Below are 19,074 nucleotides of genomic sequence, written 5' to 3'. Positions count from 1 at the left end.
AGGTGCAGCTGGCGGCCGACCTGGGCATCAGCGCGGCCATCTTCGGGCTCGGCGCCGGCCTCTTCTTCTTCGGCTAGGCCTTGCTCGAAGTGCCCAGCAACCTGATCGCACACCGCGTCGGGCCGCGGCGCTGGATTTCCCGCATCGCGGTCACGTGGGGCGCGTTGTCCGCCTGCATGATGTTCGTGCAGGGCGAGTGGTCCTTCTACACGCTTCGCGTCCTGCTCGGGATTGCCGAAGCCGGCCTGTTTCCCGCCTTGATGTACATGGTCACGCTCTGGTTCGCGCCCAGGGAACGTCCGGTCGCCGTTGGCTGGATCTACACGGCACCCGCGATTGCGCTCGTGATCGGCAATCCGCTCGGGGGTGCATTGATGCAGCTCGATGGCGTGGGCGGCCTGCACGGCTGGCAATGGATGTTCCTGCTCGAAGGCCTGCCGACGATCTTCGTCGGCATCCTGCTGTACTTCAAGCTGCCCGAGCGGCCGAGCGATGCCCGCTGGCTGTCCCGCGCGGAAGCCCGGATCCTCGAAAGCCGTGCGGTCATCGAAGATCACGCACAGTTGACCTCCGCGCACTGGATGGCCGCACTGAAACGCCCCACCACCGTGCTCATCGGGCTGATCTACTTTCTGAATCAGGTGGCCTTTGTCGGCCTCGTGTTCTTCACGCCGGCGATGATCCACCAGATGCACGTGACATCGCCCCTGGTCGTTGGCCTGCTGTCGAGCAGCGTGGGCATCGGCTTTCTGGGCGGCGTGCTGATCCTGCCGCGCATTCATCGCCGCATCGATGCCGACTGCCTGTACCTCGGCGTGCTGACGGCGGGCCTGGCCGCGAGTGCCGGTGCGGTCTTCACCACGACCAACCAGACGCTTCAGATCGTGCTGTTCGCGGCCACCGCGTTTTTCGGCGGCGGTGTCCTGCCCTCCTACTGGGCCATCGCGATGAAGYGGCTGCAGGGCATCCATGCTGCCGCAGGCCTGGCGTTCATCAACACCATTGGCCTGATGGGCGGCTTCGTCGGCCCCTATCTGTTCGGGATGGCGGAAGCGACGACGGGCAAGAGCACCTCGGGGTTCGCCGTGGTCGTCGGCGCCGCTGTGCTGGGCGTATTGCTGGTACCGCTGCTCGCCAGGGCGATCCAGCTCGAGACACGCGGCACCGGCGGCGAGCCGGCGCTTGCGCAGGGGGTCTGACGCCGCATGCCGCCGCGATTGCGCGGCGGCACGCGGATTCGTATTTTCACCACGGGAAGGTAGTTCATGAGACTGAGCAGCAAAGTGGCAATCGTGACGGGCGCAGGCCAGGGCATCGGCGCGGCGACGGCACTGAAGTTTGCCCGCGAAGGCGCGATCGTCGTGGCATGCGACGTGAATGGCGACGCGGTATCTGCGGTCGTCGATGCGTGTCGGCAGGCAGGCGCCGACGCCCGGGGTTTCGCCATCAATGTCTCGGACCGGGACGCCGTCGACGATATGGTGGAGCAGGTTTGCGACTGGTGGGGCAGGATCGATACCCTGGTCAACAACGCCGGCATCACCCGTGACGCCCGCCTCCAGAGAATGACACTGAAGCAGTTCGACGATGTCATCGACGTCAACCTGCGCGGCGTCTTCCAGACCACGCAATCCGTAGCCGACCGGATGATCGCGCAAGCGTCCGGGGTCATCCTGAACGCAAGTTCGGTGGTCGGCCTCTATGGCAACTTCGGCCAGACCAACTATGCGGCGGCAAAGTTCGGGGTGATCGGTTTCACGAAGACCTGGAGCCGGGAACTCGGGCCAAAGGGTATCCGCGTCAACGCCGTCGCGCCCGGATTTATCGACACACCGATCCTGTCGACCGTGCCGGACGAGGTCCTGGCCAAGATGCGCGAACAGGTCCCGCTGCGGCGGCTGGGGCAGCCCGAGGAGATTGCCAATATCTACGCCTTCCTGGCCAGCGATGAGGCGAGCTACATCAACGGCGCAGTGATCGAGGCCTCCGGGGGCATGACGCTCTGATTGCGCGGATAATCGCTGCCCACTCCTGCCAACTCTCTTGAAAGACCAATCATGAATACGCTTGAGCTGTTGAAGCCCAGAGCCGGCCTTCGGGTGCTGGTGTCGGGCGGGGCCGCCGGCATTGGCGCCGCCATTGCCGAGGCGTTCCTGCAGGCGGACGCCACCGTCTACGTCTGCGACATCGACCCTGCCGCCGTCGCCCGGGAGAAGACCCGGCATCCGCGCCTTCACGCGGGCGTGGCGGATGTCGCGGACCGGGAACAGGTAGACAGCCTGATCGACGATGCCAGAGCCGCGCTGGGAGGCCTCGACATCCTCGTCAACAATGCGGGGATTGCCGGCCCGACCGGCCCCATCGACACGATCACGCCCGAGCAGTGGGAGCAGACGGTCGCCACGAACCTGAACAGCCAGTACTACTTCCTGAGGAAGGCCGTTCCCGTCCTGAAGGCAACGTCGGACAGTCCCGCCATCATTGCCATGTCCTCCGTGGCGGGACGCCTCGGCTATCCATTCCGCACCCCCTATGCCGCGACGAAGTGGGCCATCGTCGGACTGGTCAAGTCGCTGGCCATCGAACTCGGGCCTAGCAATATCCGCGTGAATGCCATCCTGCCCGGTGTTGTCGAAGGGGAGCGCATGGACCGCGTGATCTCGGCGCGCGCGGCGGCACTTGGCATCACCTTCGAAGCCATGAAGGAGGAATACCTGAGAAAGATATCCCTCAAGCGAATGGTGACCGTCGATGACATTGCCGCGATGACGCTGTTCCTGGCATCGCCGGCGGGGCGGAACATCTCGGGCCAGGCCATCAGCGTGGACGGCAATCTCGAGTTTCTGTAAGCGCAACCCGCGGCCCTGTATCAACGGGCGGCGTGGGTCCATCCAGCCTTGCCGGGCATCCGCCGCGGCGCCCTTGCCGCTTCCGGAGCGCATGCGTCCGTGCCTCTCCCGATGACTGAGAGGCCGGCCGGCGCGCCGGCGACAACTATCCGCGGGAAGCACACCGGCGGCAGACCGGCCAGCCCGGCGATGAGATGCCGACAGTCTCAGGGGCTGGGCACCCTACGCCCCGCGAGACRCCTGCCGGCGCTGTCACGACACGACTTCGGTTTCGTTTGGCTCCCTGCCGGTGCTCGGACCGGCAACCTGCGAATTGACAGTGCGCGGGGACAGACCGGCTGACCACCAGAACGACAAGCTGCATTGCGTTTGCTCACTGAGCCGACGTCCGGCGCGATTGCCGTAAAGCAGCCTGTAGCAACATGCTCCGCAACAGCCTCGCCGCCGCGTGAAGGCATCGCAGCGCCTCGAATGCGCTGTGTCGTACGGGGTTCTCGCCTCAACACATCAGTCAGGCCTGGCGCCGCCCTCCCTCCCAGGTACCCGAGCAGTCCCGTTCGAGCTTCGCTCGCAGCATGACACCCGCAGCGCGCCTGCGCGGTGCCTCCAGGCTCACGCGCCACCGATGCCGCGCCGAGCGCCCCGTGCCCTCGATGTCCGGATTCGAGGGCGGCACCCCCCTCTCCAGACCGCATCAGCACCGGCCTGCATGGCGCCATCCCTGGTGTAAACACCTATTGGACTGCTCGCTCTCAAATAACATTATTGCATCACAACAGCATTGTTGCATTGTGAGTGTGAGGCGCGAGGGACATGCCGGACTCCCGGCGTGACGCGGATCGCTTGTTCTTCCTGGAGCGCGCCACGGCACCGCCGGTCAGAGTGCGTAGACCGCTGCCAGACCACTCACTTCATGCCACCCGAATTCCACCGCTTTACGCAGGTGCAATGCCGCCGCGCACGTCGCAGGAAGAAGCGGCTTCGAATTGGTACTTCCTGCATCCAAACAACATGCGACGAAGAACGCAATCTTCTTAGCAATCCACTGCTTATCCGGTTCAAAACGGCGCGCCGGAGAATTCAAGCGCCTACTGCAAGGAGACGACGAATGCTCATTCCAATGTCATGTGGTTCCACGGAGCCAAATCTCCGGGGAAAACGCCCCCCGCTCCCCCGTTGCGCGCAACGACCCAACCAGGGGATGCGCCATGAAGACTAACGACGGCATCATCCAGCGTACGGTCGATATCGGACATGTCCTCGATGAGGGTGCATTCTCGGCCCTGCAGAAAATCGTGGTGGTAATGACATCGCTGGCACTCATCCTGGATGGCTTTGACGGCCAACTGATCGGGTATGCGATTCCTGTGCTGATCAAGGAGTGGGGCATCAGTCGCGGCGCGTTTGCGCCGGCGGTGGCCGCCGGACTGGTCGGCATGGCAATCGGAAGCGCCACCGCCGGTCTAATCGCAGATAAGTTCGGCCGCCGGATGACGTTGATCGTCACCGTGCTGCTTTTTGGCACCGCGACATGTGCAATTGGTCTTGCAACGAATATCTTCACGATCGCCAGCCTTCGTTTCATTGCCGGACTGGGCCTCGGCGGCGCGCTGCCCATCGCGACGACGATAACCGCCGAGTTCACGCCTGCGCGTAACCGAACCATCGCAATCACAGTCACCTGCATCTGCGTGCCGCTGGGCGGCATGCTGGCCGGCTTGTTCGCCGGTGTCGTCCTGCCGCATTACGGCTGGCGCAGCCTTTTCTTCATCGGCGGCACTTTCCCCCTGGTTTGTGGCGTGTTGCTGCTTGCCGTACTGCCTGAATCGCCGCGCTTCCTCGCGCGCAAGCATCACCGATGGCCTGAACTGCGCGACTTGCTATCGCGCATGGCCAGGCCGACTGCCGAAAGCACCGTGTTCAAAGATATCGGCGAACAGGCGACAGAAAAACGGGCAGGCTTCAGCGCGTTGTTCGAGGCCAGCCTAATCCGTGACACGCTTGCGATCTGGAGCGCATTCTTCATGTGCCTGATCGCGGTTTATAGCGCCTTTAGCTGGTTGCCCACCATGTTATCGGCCGAAGGTCTTCCAATCGGCATTGCCAGTTCGGGCCTGACTGCCTGGAACCTGGGTGCTGTAATCGGTGGCCTGGGCTGCGCCGTGGCGATCGCGCGCTTCGGATCGCGTTGGCCAATGGTCATCGCCTCGTCGGGCGCAGCCGCGAGCGCGTTCTTGCTTCAGAGCGTCAACGCCGGAAAGAACACCGATCTCTTCATCTTCGGCCTCGGGGTTCACGGCATGTTCGTCAGCGCCATACAGTGCACGCTCTATGCCGTGTGCGCCTACGTATACACGACGAACGTTCGTGCGACCGGCACGGCATCGGCGCTGGCATTCGGGCGCCTTGGCTCGATTCTGAGTGCGTTCCTTGGCGCGATCGTCATTACCGCTGGCGGTGCTTCCGCCTATCTTGGCCTGCTGGGATCGGCAATGCTTTTCGTGACCGTCGCGTTGCTGGTAATCAAGCGGCATATCCCGTCGCTGAAAACAAGCCGCGCCGTAGTTGCAACGAGTTCGCCGTTTCCAGCCGAATAGCCGATTAGTTCTTCCATGAAGCGGGCCGCGCAACGGGCCCGCAGTTCACCCACAAAAACCAGAGGACCTTGGTATGTCATTGTCAAACCCCGAACTCCTGCATGTCCTGGCAAACTGCCGGAAGAAAGCGGCTCACATCGATGCCGCCGAATGGGAGATGCGTGTCGATCTCGCGGCCTGTTACCGCCTGATGGCTCATTTCAGAATGACGGATTGGATCTACAATCACATCTCGGCGAGCGTCCCAGGTTCTCCGCACCACTATCTGATCAATCCCTTTGGCCTCCTCTACGAGGAAGTATCGGCCTCCAATCTGGTCAAGGTCGACATACACGGCAACCTGGTCGATGACATACCGCTAGACGTGAACCCGGCGGGATTCGTCATCCACGGCGCCATACATAAGGCTCGCCCCGATGCCGTCTGCGCCCTGCATACACATACCGCCGCAGGCATCGCAGTATCGACCCAGGTGGAAGGACTGCTTCCGATCTCGCAGCATGCGCTGAGATTCTATGATCGTCTCGCCTATCATGACTTCGAAGGCGTCGCACTCGATCTCGATGAACAGAGCCGCCTAGTCCGCGATCTCGGCAACAAGAATGTCCTGATCCTGCGTAATCATGGCTTGCTGACTATCGGCGCTACCGTGGCGGATGCATTCAAGGAGATGTACTACCTTGAGCGCGCGTGCCAGATCCAGGTCAGTGCACTGGCGGGGCAAAGACAACTGACGTTGCCCTCGGCGGACGTTTGCGTTCGCACCGCCGAGCAGTTCGGCGGCGACACAGAGATCCTGCAAGGGCGCGACTGGCGGGCACTGCTTCGGCTTCTGGATCGGACCGACCCGTCTTACAAGGAGTAGGTTGAGCGATGTCCCGGTCAGCAGAGTCGTGAACTAGACCGTCGCACGGGTTCCATATCCCATTCGCGCCGACACCAAGGCTGGTTTGGGATCTGCCCCCCACTTGTTGGCCTCTTCGCACAACAGGGGAAAATATCCGGGAATTCGAGAGGATCGCGCTTGACGGCAACGAACTGGCCCCACGTTCATCTAACGCAGGTTTGTTAGGCTGCCGGCCAGGAGCAAGGCGACCAATGTTGAGCAGAGTACCCCAGCCTACGGAGACGGGCCTGTCAGTTTCTTTGTGTGCAGGGCAGTTGCCCTGCACACAAAACTTCTGACAAGCCCTCCGACCCCAGTGGCCGGCAGTCAGGAAAAGATTCCCACCGGACCATCATCCAGACTCACGACAACGCCTTTGGTATGCGTGTATTCACGCAAGATGTCATGTGCGAACTCGCGTCCGTAGCCGCTCTGCTTATAGCCGCCAAGTGCCATGCCGGGCCGGTGGTTGAAGTACCGGTTTACCCATACGGTCCCTGTCTCCATCGCCTTTGCCAGGCGATGTGCCTGGGTGAGATCCCGAGTCCACAAGCCTCCCGCCAGACCATAAGGCGAGTCGTTTGCCTGATGAATGACTTCCTCCTCCTCCGCCCAGGTCATCACACAGGTAACCGGCCCGAAGATCTCCTCTTGCGCGACCCGCATCCGGTTATCCACGTCGGTAAGCACCGTTGGCATGACAAAGAAGCCATTCTCCATGCCCTCCACGTGCGCGACGTCTCCACCAATCGCAACAGTCGCCCCCTCCTCCCTCGCGATTTTGAAGTAGCCACATACCTTGTCGAACTGATTCCTCGATGCGAGCGCCCCTAGTTGCGTCCGGGAATCGAGCGGGTCGCCTACCCTGATTCGGCCAATCACGCCAAGAAGCTTGTCGATAAACTCATCCTTGATCGACTCATGCACGAATACCCGAGAGCCGGCCAAGCAGACTTCACCCTTGTTGAACACCGTCGAGACTGCCGCCCCCTCCACCGCCGCATCCAYGTTCGCGCTCGGGCAAACTATCTGCGCCGACTTCCCGCCTAGCTCCATGGTCTGCGGAATCATGTTCACGGACGCGTACTGAGAGATCCTCCTTGCCGTAGCCAAGGACCCGGTGAATGCAACTTTGCGCACCAGCGGATGCGTCACCAGCGCTTCACCAATCTCCGCCCCATATCCCGTCACGACGTTCACCACGCCCGGCGGAATAATGTCACTCATTTCACGGAAGAACTCCAATACCGCAAGACAAGCAGTCTCCGCAGGTTTGAGCACGACCGTATTTCCGGCAACGATCGCAGGGGCGATCTTTGCGGCCATCATCAGCAGCGGCACGTTCCACGGTATCACTTGTGCGCACACCCCCAGCGGCTCGCGGTGCACCAATCCGACGGCATCCGGATAGTCGCGCGTCTCGCCCGCGAGGCTGTAGGCAGCCCCCGAAAACAGCTCAAACTGCTCCGCGACGAGCGGAATATCCCAAAAGCTGGCCTCGCTGATGGTCTTTCCGTTGCTCAAGGTCTCCATCAAGGCATAGTCTTTCTGCCTGGCGCGCACGCGGCGAGCGAACTCAAGCAGTAGCGCCTGCCGCTGCGCCGCACCGGACCGCGACCAGGATCTGAACGCCAGCGCGGCAGCCTCCACTGCCCGGTCCACGTCCTTCTTCCCACCCGACTGGATTCGGCTCAACACGCTTCCGGTCGATGGATTGATCTGATCAATCGTCCCTCCTTCGATTGATGCAACCCATTCCCCGCCTATGAAATGCCTATACTCATCCTGAAAACGATATGCTCCACTCATTTCATCGATCTTAGACATACGATCTTCCCTTAACGCATTCAGTATTCCCCGGATCGCATCTTCGCCGGCCGTCAACTATTTGCGATCCGTACGAAGTCAGCGACGAAACGCAAAGGCGGACGTCATCATCCCGGCCAGACCCGTTTCGTCCGCCATTTCCCCAGCAGCGGCTTTCAGTCGACTATTGTCACCTCGACAAGAAATGGTTCATTCGACCTCAATGCGATCTCCAGATCGCGATGAAGCTCTCCCGGATCTGACACCCGCTTTCCGTTCCATCCTTGTGCCCTTGCCAAAGCCACAAAATCGATGGCTGGAATACTTGTTCCAACGGGTTCTGGCAGATCGAAGTGCGCTGCATAGTTTTCAAGTGCCGCATACCGCTGGTTATTTACGATGATCATCGTCATCGGGAGTTTTAGCTGCGCCGCTGTCCAAAGCGACTGGATCGCGTACATGCTTGATCCGTCGCCAAACAGGCCGATCGTCCGGCGGCTCGGATCAGCGAGTGCGACGCCGACCGATGCGGGCATGGCATGCCCCAGCCCCCCGCTCGAACATGTAAAGAAACTCTTGGGTTCATTGATGTGGAGGTAACTCTGCATCGCGATACGGCTGGAGRCCGCCTCCTCAACCACCACACTGTTTGCGGGGCGACTCTCCGACAACGTCTGCATCAGGAAGGCCGTGCTAATGCCGCTGCCCATGCTCACGCGGGGAGGCGATTGGCGGCCGCGGCGCCGGGGCGGAGCGGCGGCGGTATTGCAGGCCAGCAGGTCTCGAACACCGAGGCGAAGGGTGCATCGAATCGAGGTACCTTCGGCGCATCCCGCTGCATGGTCCGGATCGTCCGTTAGCTGATACAGTTTCGAGCCGACCGGAATGTGAGGCCCCACCCCTGCCGCATGGTAAGAAAATACCGGGGCGCCCACGACACAGATAACGTCATGATCGTGGAGACACTCAACGATTCGTTCGCGATACGGTGGCAGGAATCCCGCAAATAACGCGTGGTCTTCCGGGAAACTGCAACGCGCCGACATGGGGCTGACCCAGACATGCCCCTGATATTGCTCCGCAAGCCTCAGCATATCCCCCCAGGCGCCGTCGCGATCAACACCGGCGCCAACCACGAACACCGGGTTGCGTGCGGTTTTCAAGGCCTCCGCAAGACCGGCAATCGCCTGCGGGTCGGGACGCAACCCGAAGCTAACCTCGCGTGTCGCAACAAGGGAAGCGGGCCTGTTCCAGTCATCCATCGGGATGGACACAAAGGTTGGTCCGCGGGGAGCCTGCATGGCGATGTAGTAGGCGCGAGCGATAGCCGCGGGGACATCCTCAGCTCTCGCCGGCTCGCACGCCCATTTAACGTAGGGTTTTGGGAGCTCCGTCGGCTGCGCCGAGAACAAGAAGGGGTCATACGGAAGAATTGACCTGTCTTGCTGGCCTGCGGTGATCACCAAGGGCGTTTGATTCTTGAAAGCCGTGTATATATTTCCCATTGCATGCCCCACCCCGGCTGCAGAATGAAGATTCACCAGGGCGGCGCCTCCACTTGCTTGGGCGAATCCATCGGCCATGCCGACCACCACCGACTCCTGTAATCCCAGGATGTACCTGAAATCTTCGGGGAAATCGTGGAACATCGGTAGCTCCGTGGTTCCAGGATTGCCAAATATCGTGGTCATATTCAACGAACGAAGCAGTTCAAACACTGCCTGTCGTACCGTGCATTCATCCTGCGGAATGCCCGCGCCCGGTCTCGCGATAGCATCGATGTCACTCATTTCATCGTGGCGTGGATTCAACATCAAATTACCCTCCGTTGTTGCACTAAGCCCAGTGTGGCAATGGGAATTACGAATTTCCTTTTTGACCGGACATGCCAACGTGCGGATGCATCGCGCTCCGGCGTGGTCGTCGCGGCCAAATCAGATGAAGTTGTGGTTAGTTCGCCGGAATCGAGGTTGATCTCGCTATCCTTGCTCGCGGCGTCTTCGCCGCCGTGACAGGTCCGCGCGAAGATTCATATGCCGTGTCCGATACAACGACAAACAGGCGAAAACTGGTGTGTACTGGTAGTGATTCTGCACACGTCCATCTGGCGCCCTGGTCAGAAGATATGTTTGATCCCCACCATCAGCCCAAGTTGGTTTCCCCCAGAAGCCGGATTTGAACCGGCTGCCGCGCTACTGACGGAAATGGCCAGGTCACCTCGATTGTCAATGTAGCCGACGCTCCCGTAGACCCTCGTTCGCTTTGAAAAATCATAGGTCGTTCGAGCCACGAATAGCCACGCCTTGTTCGGACTATTGGAGAACTTCAGGTAATGGGCCTCCGTGTCGATATTCCAGGCAGGCGTGATGGCGAGTGACCCGCCGACAAACCACAAGTTGCTGCGGGGAGTCGTACTTCCCTTGTTGTCTCGCCGGATCACGCCCGCGCCAAGCTTGGCGTTGCCAACAAGTGCGTAGCCGTTGATGGTAAAGCGATCGTCGGTGAGACTGCTCCTGGTGAGGCCGCCAAACGCGCCCGGCCCGCCTCGCATTGAATCGTAGGCGGTGCTAACACCCCAATTCCGGGTTTCGTACTGCAATAGAACTGACCACTCCGTGCAGGCGCGTTTATCCGCCGGATTTTCGCCAGCACAATTGGTTCCCGCAGGACTCGACGCATTGGCGACATCCCTGCCAAAGCTATAGGTTGCTCCTGCCGTCATGCCTCCGAACTTGCCCTTATACGAAATAGTATTGTCGCTTCGCGCGTTCGCGATCCCCGGATCTAGGGACGCCGAACCGAACGCGTTCGGCCCCAGAAGATCCGCGTCAAGTGTTGACCAGAACAGCATGGTGTATTGCCTGCCAAACGCCACTTGCCCCCACAAGCCATTAAGCCCGACATAGGCTTGGCGACCAAAGAGCCGTCCGGCCTGATTGGACACTCCGCTGTCGGGTGAGAATCCGGACTCAAGGACGAAGACCGCATTCACACCCCCACCCAGGTCTTCGGTGCCGCGGATGCCCCAGCGGGACGGAACTGAACCAGTCGTGCCCGGAATTCGGACCACGCTATCCTTTTTCGCACCAATGTTGTTGACATACTCAATGCCGGTGTCAACTACGCCATACAAAGTCACAGACTGTGCAGCGGAAATCAATGGGAACGACATCAATGCAGTCATTGCGACGTAATTTAACTTCATGGTTCTCCTCCATTTTTTTAATGCACTTGTTGTATGGTTTAAAGAGGCAGTGGCGACTGCGGTGCAGGTCGGCAGACTTGATGCTGAATCCCCAGTCAAGTGCTCTTCGTTGCCAGGTGGTTAGTTCGAAACCGTTGTCGCGTGCGTTCGCAGGCGAGGTTTTTTTCGCAAGACGTTGGGCATGGTCAGATCGCCCGGTCGCTCGAAAGGGCAAAAGGGGGGACGGCGCCGTGCCATACGGCACGGCGCAACAAGGAAAACAAGGGGAGAGAACTCAGCGGCGCTTAGGTGTGGTCGTCCAATATCCGAAGGCTTGGATAGCCAATCGATTGAAATTCAGCGCGCGCGAAACCCCAAGACAAGGGGCCGGATCACCAGACCGTGAGGATCGCCCGCTTCTATCCTTTCTCGACGATCCGATGGTTGGCGGCGCCGGTTTTCCCGTTTTCTGCCTCTTCCCGGGCGACCATTGCCTCCAGCATCCGCCGCATACGCACCGGGCCCACATCCACTTCAAACAAAGCCGGCTTCAGCGACCAGAAGTCAGCATCGCCGATGGCCCGCTGTTGCGCTTCCAGGATTGGTTTGTCCTGGTCGAAGAAGGCGATGCGGCGAAGCTTCGCAAGTTCGATGTCGAACTCCGGGGCAAGCGTTTCCCTGGGAAGACGTGCCGAGGCGAAGTAGTAGTGAGTCGTTCGTGCAGTCTGGGGAGTCAGAATGTGCACGCCGTAGTACCACGCGCCGTGCTCGCGGGATTCGCCCGGGGCGTGTACGCCCGTATCCAGCAGGAACGCCGAAGGGGGATTCCATCGCATGTTATTCCACATATCGACGGGCTTGCCGTCCCCTCGGAAAAGCAAATCAAACACCTTGGGTATCTGAATATTGGGCATCCAGCGGTCGACCTGCAATCCCCCATCGGCTTCCCGCACGGTTGGCAACCCACGGGCCATTTCAGGACTGCCCAGCAAGCCACTGTGCAGGAAGGGGACATGGCTCAGATCGAGCAGATTCTCTCCCAGCAGTTCGTAGTCCGCCTCCATGACGAAGTAGCCCCGTGAGGTTTCATAGCCGCTCTCGCCATCAAGCACACTGTAGTCGGGTATGAGACTCTCATCGGCCGGCTTGTCGCCCATCCAGACCCATAGCATCTGGTGGCGGTCCACCGCGGGGAAGGCCCGCACTCGCGCAGCGGCGGGAATCCTTCCTTCGCCATGCGGGTTGTGCACGCAACGGCCGGTGCAATCGAATTGCAGGCCATGGTAGCAACACTCCACGATGTCGCCGTGGAGTGTGCCCATGTGCAGCGGAATGAAGCGGTGCGGACAGCGGTCAAGCAAGGCAACCGGCTGGCCGTCGCCTCGACGATAGAACACAAGTCCTTCGTCCAGTAATGTCCGATGGAACATCTCGCCTGCCTTCACTTCGTCGGACCAAGCCGCGACATACCAGGCGTTCTTTACGTAATTCATTTTGATTTATCCATTGAGGAGTGAAAGCGCGCGCCGTAGTGGGCGGCCAGCCGGCCTTTCACAGGTCCAGGACCAGCATTTCGCCTTTTGAACGGGAACAGCAGGGAGTGAACTGATCATTCCGGGCGTGCTCGGCGTCAGTAAAATAGTGGTCACGGTGATCCAATTCCCCTTCCAGCACGCGTGTCACGCATGTGCCACACACGCCTTGCTCGCAGGACACGGGGATTTCGACGCCTCGTTCTGCCAGCGCAACGGCCACGGATTTGTCCGCCGCGATTCGATAGACCCTGCCGGTACTATTTATCTTCACATCGAAGGCCTTGTCCTCTTCTGCCCCGCCGACAGCCGCGCCGAAGTACTCGTAGTGAATGAACGGCGCTTGCCAGCCCTGCGCGCGCGCGGTGGACAGGACGAACTCGAGGAAACCCGCGGGGCCACATACGTAGAGATGCGTTTCGGGGTCGGGATTTCGCAAGAGCGCGACGATATCCAGCTTCTGATCGTCGGGCCCATCGTCAAAGTGGAACATGACCTGGGCGGAAAACGCAGACGTCGAAATACGCTCAGCGAACGCAGTACGTTGCCGCGATCGGGTGCAATAGTGCATCTCGAAAGGTGCACCTATGCTGGAAAGACTTTCTGCCATGCACAGAATCGGGGTTACGCCGATTCCACCGGCCAACAACAATGAACGCTTGGCCGCGTGCTCAAGCGGAAAGTGATTTCTTGGTTCGCTGACGTGAAGAAGATCGCCTTCCTGGATGCCGTCGTGCATGGCGACGGATCCACCACGCGAGCCGGGATCCCGCAGGACGCCGATCTGATAATGCGCGGTTTCATTCGCGGCGTTGCATAGCGAGTACTGGCGCACCAGCCCCGATGGACCGTGGACGTCGATATGCGAGCCGGCGGAAAACGCGGGAAGCGACTTGCCGGATGGATCCACTAGCACGAACGAGCAGATATCGACGGCTTCGTCGGCCTTATGTGCCACTTTCAGAGTCAGTAGGGGGGCGTTCATGATGCGTGCGAGATAAGTCTAATCATTGGTTATTGGGGGCGGCGCACTGACTCACGTATGGGCCAATATAGTCTGTGACCACCTTGCTTCAATTCGCGAATCCGATGGAGCCATTCGGCGGCCCCACCATTTCGCGCGAGTCATGGTCATTTGGTTTCGGCTCGATTTGAAGTTGCCATAYCGATTTGAGTTGGGCCTGCGCCAAGGCCCATTGGATCCTTGCCGGTCAGGTAGTTCGGCGCCAACACATGCCCGCTTGGGACCTTCCGCTCCGGGAGGCGGCAGCGTGTTCCGCCAGCCCATCGTGATGGCGGAACACGCCGAAGAAATCGGGGATATATCGCTCGCCCCTGTCAGAAACGGCTGAAAGTGACGCCGACGACGTCCGCGCCAGGGCATGCCTCGATAGGTGTCCATGCATGTTTGTCTCCTCACCCACTGTCGTTTGCAACAATATTAAACGCGTGCAACCAAAATGGAGACTAGGGTTTTCACTTACGAATTGCACCCGTGACTCTCGTTGACTTCTCGCGCCCTCATAAAATATAGTTGCATTCATATAACGTAGTTGCACACAACAGCAGGCGATGGAGACGAACGATGGGATTTGCGACCGAAGAAGCGCCTAAAGCACCACAATTCTGTCTGACGCTATGCGCCGTCGGGGCCGGGCCGAAATTGGGGTTCGGCCTCATGGGAGTGTTCAACCTTGCACGCGGATCGCTGGACCTTGCCGACGCGCACCGCTGCGCAGCCCTAACAGGCGGACCAGGTAGCTTTACGCTCGGTGTGGCCGGTCCAGCCGCTCTCTTGATGCCGGCGGGCTTGCCCATGGAGCAACTCGCGCCGCGCCATCCATATGGGCGCGCCCGCTTAGACCAGCTTCTTGCGGCCACCCAAGGCACGGTGATGCCCGCTCGCGGAGTCGATGCGGCACGCCCTTCTGCCCTGGTTCTTGCACTGGGTGCGGCTCTCGCAGCCATTTCCGGCGCGCTGACTGCGCCGGTCGAAGGGCACCAGTTCTTTGCGAACCGAAACCTCCCCGGCGTGCTTGATCCGGGCAATACGACTGCCCTCTACGCGGCGCTAGTTGCCGTGCTTCTTGTCATGTGGATTGCAACCCGGATGACGAATGCACGTTTTTCGGTGTCGCGCTGCAAGGCGCTTGTGATAGCGAGCGTCGGATAAAGGCGCCTGGCTTTGAGACGTTTCAATATCGCCTCGTAGGCCCGGCAACTCCTACCGGCCTCGCCGGATTGGCCGTGTGTGGCGAAACATAGTAAGGATTTTTCATGACTTTTCTTAGAAACTATTGGTATGTGGCGGCGATCGCCGAAGAGGTGCCGGCAGGTGGCATGTTGGCCAGGAGAATCTGCGACGAACCTGTCGTACTGTTCCGCGGTACCGACGGATCCGTAGCGGCGCTTGAAGACCTTTGCTGTCACCGCCGATATCCTCTCAGCAAGGGACAGGTCGAAGGTTGCTCAATTCGCTGTGGCTATCATGGAATGGTGTTCAACCAGGAGGGCCAGTGCACGGAGATTCCAGGCCAGACGGCAATTCCCAAGAATGCCTATGTCAAGCGGTATCAGGTCGTCGAGCGCTACCACTGGATCTGGATCTGGATTGGCGACGACGAACTCGCAAACCCGGACAACATTCCGGACTATCACTGGTTTGACGACCCAAACTGGCGCGGAAAGTCCACTCGTTTCCATGTCAACGCCAGCTTCAAGCTCATTGTCGAGAATCTACTCGACCTGAGCCATCTGAGCTTCGTGCATAAATCGACCATTGGGAATAAAGCGGTGGTCGACGAAGCCAAGGTAACGTTCGATCGAGGCGAAAGCGAAGTTCGCGTGAATCGATGGATGCGCAACGTGCCTCCCCCGCCCTCCTATGTGCGCGCTGCGGTGATTCCGTTCGAGCGGGTCGACCGTTGGCAGATCATCCACTTCATGCCACCCGCGTTCTGTCGGCTATATGTCGGGGCAATGAAGCCGGGCATGACACCAGAGGAAGCCGCGAACGCCCGGAAGATGGAGTGGTTGAATCTGAATGCCATGACCCCGGAGACGGAGCACACGACGCATTACTTCTGGGGTCAGGTTCACAACCACGACCTGGACAAGCCTGAAGTTACCGAGCTCATATTTCGGGAAGTCGAAACTGCATTTACGGAAGACAGGGAAGTGTTCGAAGAGCAGCACAAGGCAAGAGAGGGCCGCGTGATCGATCGCCCCGAAGTCAACACGCTCGCTGATGCAGGCTCGCTTCACGCGGCACGGGTCATCGACAGGCTGTTGCGCGAACAATCCGAAGGCTCCGCACAACCGGTCCTGCCAAGTCAGCTGCTGTACGGGCCACGCTGGTAGCCTGGGTTGCGCGGTGGCAGTTGCAATAGAGTATTAATCAAGGAGACGGTAATGGCAGCGAACAGAGGTGTGGTGTATGTCGGCCCCGGGAAAGTCGAGGTGCAGGCTATCGCTTTTCCTGACTTGGTAGAACCGAACGGGAGAAAGGCAAATCATGGGGTGGTGCTTCGTGTGGTATCCACCAATATCTGCGGGTCGGATCAGCACATGGTTCGTGGTCGCACGACCGCTCCTGCGGGGTTGGTTCTGGGTCACGAAATTACGGGCGAAGTCATCGACATCGGCTCTGACGTCACAACGCTCCAGAGAGGCGACCTGGTCTCCGTACCGTTCAACGTGGCTTGCGGACGCTGCCCGATGTGCAAGGCGCAGAACACTGGCGTATGTTTGAGTGTGAATCCGGGTCGTCCCGGCGGTGCGTATGGCTATGTAGACATGGGTGGCTGGATTGGCGGCCAGGCCGAATATGTCATGGTGCCGTACGCAGACTTCAATCTGCTGAAGTTCCCGGATCGCGATCGGGCGATGAGCAAGATAAGGGATCTCACCTGCTTATCCGATATTCTGCCAACCGGGTACCACGGTGCGGTAACGGCAGGAGTTGGTCCCGGGGCAACCGTGTACGTGGCCGGTGCCGGGCCTGTGGGGATGGCCGCCGCCGCATCGGCGCGGCTCCTGGGCGCTGCAGTGACTATCGTGGGAGATGTGAACAAGGCTCGCCTGGAACATGCGCGGCGCGTTGGCTTTCAGACTGTGGATCTTTCCGAAGACGCATCCCTTGGAGAGCAAATCGCTGAGATTCTAGGCGAGCCAGAAGTCGATTGTGCGATTGACTGCGTTGGATTCGAAGCGCGCGGACACGGCCATAGCGGCTCGCAGACCGAAGCGCCGGCAACAGTCCTGAACTCGTTGATGGAGGTGACGCGTGTTGCAGGCAAGATTGGCATTCCCGGGCTTTATGTTACCGACGACCCAGGTGCGACCGACCCGGCCGCGCAGCGCGGAAGCCTGTCGGTCCGTCTTGGCTTGGGCTGGGCAAAGTCGCATAGCTTCTTTACTGGTCAAACGCCCGTAATGAAGTACAACCGAAACCTGATGCAGGCCATCCTTTGGGATCGAATCCAGATCGCGGAAATTGTGAATGTCCAGGTTATCAGTCTGGCCCAGGCGCCTGAAGGCTACGCCCAGTTCGATTCCGGGGTCGCGAAGAAGTTTGTGATCGATCCACATGGAATGCTGGCCAAGGCCGCCTGAACGGGCGCTCGGCCGGCTGACCGCGCAATGCTTGAATTGCCTTCCAACAATTCAGACTGACGCAAGAGAAGACGGGCTTGAAGGACATTGCCTGGAAATATCGGAGCGATGTTCGTAACAGCCCGGCCATCGCCGTCTTGACACAATAGCGGGAGTTGCTGGTGCAGTTGTGAGGGAGGATCGAGCTCTGTTGAACACTATACGGCTAGTCGCAACATGGGAATAATCCGCCAAAAGTAGATAGCCGGGTAACCGTCAAGGTGGATACCGATGTGAGAGCAAAAGCCAGGACCACCGGCTTCATCGTCGGGCCGCACTTCCGCGCGATCGAAGGCCTGCCGATCGTCTGCTTATTGACTTCACCGGAAGGAGATATGTGTGAAGAACTCAATCCACTGCTCTTGGTCAATCGAATCGCCGACTATTACGAGATGGGAATCAGAGAAAGAGTTTGAGGTCGCGGCCAGGGCCGCCAGAAACGAACTGAAGCTGGCCCATGCACGTGCAGATGCAGACCTCTTCCATGCACTTAGAAACACGGCGTCGATGGATTTGCGCGCCATCTCGAATACTCAGGCAAACTTTGCGCGGGCATTGGCGATGGCCAGTGAGAACTATCATAAGGCGCTTGCAAATGCTGAAAGGCTACGGCTCTATGCTACTTCAATCACAGACACGCCGATCGGTAGTGGGGCACCGCAGGAAGCCCAAGACCCATTTCTTGACGTGGTAATGGGACTAGCGATGCAACTCGCGGCCGAACTCACTTTCAGCCTTCTTCGCGTCTCGGGCCGAAATCGGCACTCAGAGTGCCTGTAATTTAGCCAGGCTGCGGCGCACCATTAGACTCAGCAGTTCGATGAAGGGGCATTCCCGACCGCGGCACGATGCTGCCGTCGCGCTCATTGACCCACGGCGGCATCGCTCCAGCCAATCTGGCGGCTCAGCCGGGTGGTCAGCTCCAACAAGGCCTGCACGACGTGGCCGTCGATCATGTCGTCCATACGACCAATCGGACCGATGACGGAGATCGCCGCAACGGGCACATTCGAACGGTCGAGAACAGGTGAGGCGACGGCAGTGAACCCTGCGAGCAAGGTGCCAGAGGCCACTGCGAATCTCGAAGCCCGGATGTTCTGCAAAGCGGCGTCCAGATCGAAGTCCGGCCGTGTCGGCGCCCAGGCGCCAACACCATTTTCAGCCTCCCGCTCGAGCAACGACTGGGTCGCGCTGCGCGGCAGGAAAGCGGCGTAGACGAGCCCGATCGCCGATGACAAGAGCGGGAGCACGCTACCAACGCGAATCTCGAGAACCGTTCGATTCCGGCCGTCCACACGGTCCACGATCGTCGGTCCGTGCGTTCCCCAGACGGCAAGGAATGTCGTGTAGCCCAAGGCATCCGAGAGGGCGACCATCTCCCCATGGCTGGACCGCACCACATCTACCTTTTCCAGTGCCGCCAGGCCCAATTTCAATGCCGCGGGGCCAAGACTGTACCGGCCATTGCTCGGATCCTGTGAAACCAGACCCAGATCGAGAAAACTCACCAGGTAGAATCGCAGCTTGCTTGCAGCCATGCCCGTTGCCGCAGCCAGGTCCTTGAGCG

14 protein-coding genes and 1 pseudogene are annotated in these 19,074 nt (G+C 59.9%); 9 read left to right on the top strand and 6 right to left on the bottom strand.

Features of this window, described 5'->3' with window-relative positions; translation table 11 throughout:
- The 5 genes and pseudogenes from AC1DO7_RS27265 to AC1DO7_RS27245 form a co-directional block, all read left to right on the top strand.
- Positions 1–1,199 (top strand): annotated as a pseudogene (locus tag AC1DO7_RS27265) (MFS transporter); the annotation flags it as partial.
- 66 nt (positions 1,200–1,265) lie between these two features.
- Positions 1,266–2,006, top strand: a complete 741-nt coding sequence (gene fabG / locus AC1DO7_RS27260) for a 3-oxoacyl-[acyl-carrier-protein] reductase (RefSeq protein WP_441616537.1) — start codon at positions 1,266–1,268, stop codon at positions 2,004–2,006.
- 51 nt (positions 2,007–2,057) lie between these two features.
- On the top strand, positions 2,058–2,849 hold the full coding sequence (locus AC1DO7_RS27255; protein WP_441616535.1) for an SDR family oxidoreductase: 792 nt from the start codon (positions 2,058–2,060) through the stop codon (positions 2,847–2,849).
- Positions 2,850–4,057: 1,208 nt separating this feature from the next.
- Complete coding sequence (locus AC1DO7_RS27250; RefSeq protein ID WP_441616533.1) at positions 4,058–5,446, top strand: MFS transporter; 1,389 nt, start codon at positions 4,058–4,060, stop codon at positions 5,444–5,446.
- Positions 5,447–5,519: 73 nt separating this feature from the next.
- Positions 5,520–6,311, top strand: coding sequence for a class II aldolase/adducin family protein (locus AC1DO7_RS27245; RefSeq protein ID WP_441649927.1), 792 nt, complete (start codon positions 5,520–5,522; stop codon positions 6,309–6,311).
- 348 nt (positions 6,312–6,659) lie between these two features.
- Here AC1DO7_RS27245 and AC1DO7_RS27240 read toward each other — a convergent pair whose 3' ends face one another.
- From AC1DO7_RS27240 to AC1DO7_RS27220, 5 genes are all read right to left on the bottom strand, one after another.
- Positions 6,660–8,159, bottom strand: a complete 1,500-nt coding sequence (locus tag AC1DO7_RS27240) for an aldehyde dehydrogenase family protein (RefSeq protein WP_477116768.1) — start codon at positions 8,157–8,159, stop codon at positions 6,660–6,662.
- A 155-nt stretch (positions 8,160–8,314) separates the two neighbouring features.
- Entirely contained in the window at positions 8,315–9,928 is a 1,614-nt protein-coding gene (gene mdlC / locus AC1DO7_RS27235; RefSeq protein WP_477116769.1) for a benzoylformate decarboxylase, read from the bottom strand.
- A gap of 326 nt (positions 9,929–10,254) precedes the next feature.
- Entirely contained in the window at positions 10,255–11,343 is a 1,089-nt protein-coding gene (locus AC1DO7_RS27230; protein ID WP_441616527.1) for a porin, read from the bottom strand.
- 398 nt (positions 11,344–11,741) lie between these two features.
- Positions 11,742–12,815: an aromatic ring-hydroxylating dioxygenase subunit alpha gene (locus tag AC1DO7_RS27225; RefSeq protein WP_441616525.1), complete on the bottom strand. Its 1,074-nt coding sequence runs from the start codon at positions 12,813–12,815 to the stop codon at positions 11,742–11,744.
- A 58-nt stretch (positions 12,816–12,873) separates the two neighbouring features.
- A complete protein-coding gene (locus AC1DO7_RS27220; RefSeq protein WP_441616523.1) occupies positions 12,874–13,839 on the bottom strand; it encodes a PDR/VanB family oxidoreductase in 966 nt (321 codons plus the stop codon).
- Positions 13,840–14,439: 600 nt separating this feature from the next.
- On the opposite strand from AC1DO7_RS27220, the gene AC1DO7_RS27215 reads away from it, so the two are divergent.
- The 4 genes from AC1DO7_RS27215 to AC1DO7_RS27200 all read left to right on the top strand — a co-directional run bounded on the left by AC1DO7_RS27215 (position 14,440) and on the right by AC1DO7_RS27200 (position 18,287).
- Complete coding sequence (locus tag AC1DO7_RS27215; RefSeq protein WP_441616521.1) at positions 14,440–15,027, top strand: hypothetical protein; 588 nt, start codon at positions 14,440–14,442, stop codon at positions 15,025–15,027.
- Positions 15,028–15,131: 104 nt separating this feature from the next.
- Positions 15,132–16,214 (top strand): aromatic ring-hydroxylating dioxygenase subunit alpha, encoded by a 1,083-nt coding sequence (locus AC1DO7_RS27210; RefSeq protein ID WP_441616519.1) that lies wholly within the window; start codon positions 15,132–15,134, stop codon positions 16,212–16,214.
- Between the two features lie 51 nt (positions 16,215–16,265).
- Entirely contained in the window at positions 16,266–17,468 is a 1,203-nt protein-coding gene (fdhA, locus tag AC1DO7_RS27205; RefSeq protein WP_441616517.1) for a formaldehyde dehydrogenase, glutathione-independent, read from the top strand.
- A 378-nt stretch (positions 17,469–17,846) separates the two neighbouring features.
- Positions 17,847–18,287: a hypothetical protein gene (locus tag AC1DO7_RS27200; protein ID WP_441616515.1), complete on the top strand. Its 441-nt coding sequence runs from the start codon at positions 17,847–17,849 to the stop codon at positions 18,285–18,287.
- A gap of 83 nt (positions 18,288–18,370) precedes the next feature.
- Here the strand turns inward: AC1DO7_RS27200 and AC1DO7_RS27195 are convergent.
- A partial coding sequence (locus AC1DO7_RS27195; RefSeq protein WP_477116767.1) for an IclR family transcriptional regulator occupies positions 18,371–19,074 on the bottom strand: 704 nt, incomplete at its 5' end.

It is taken from the genome of Cupriavidus sp. 05N40 (genome assembly GCF_056397305.1).
The sequence above is the reverse complement of the archived record's forward strand: the minus strand, read 5'-3'. Positions and strand labels throughout refer to the sequence as shown.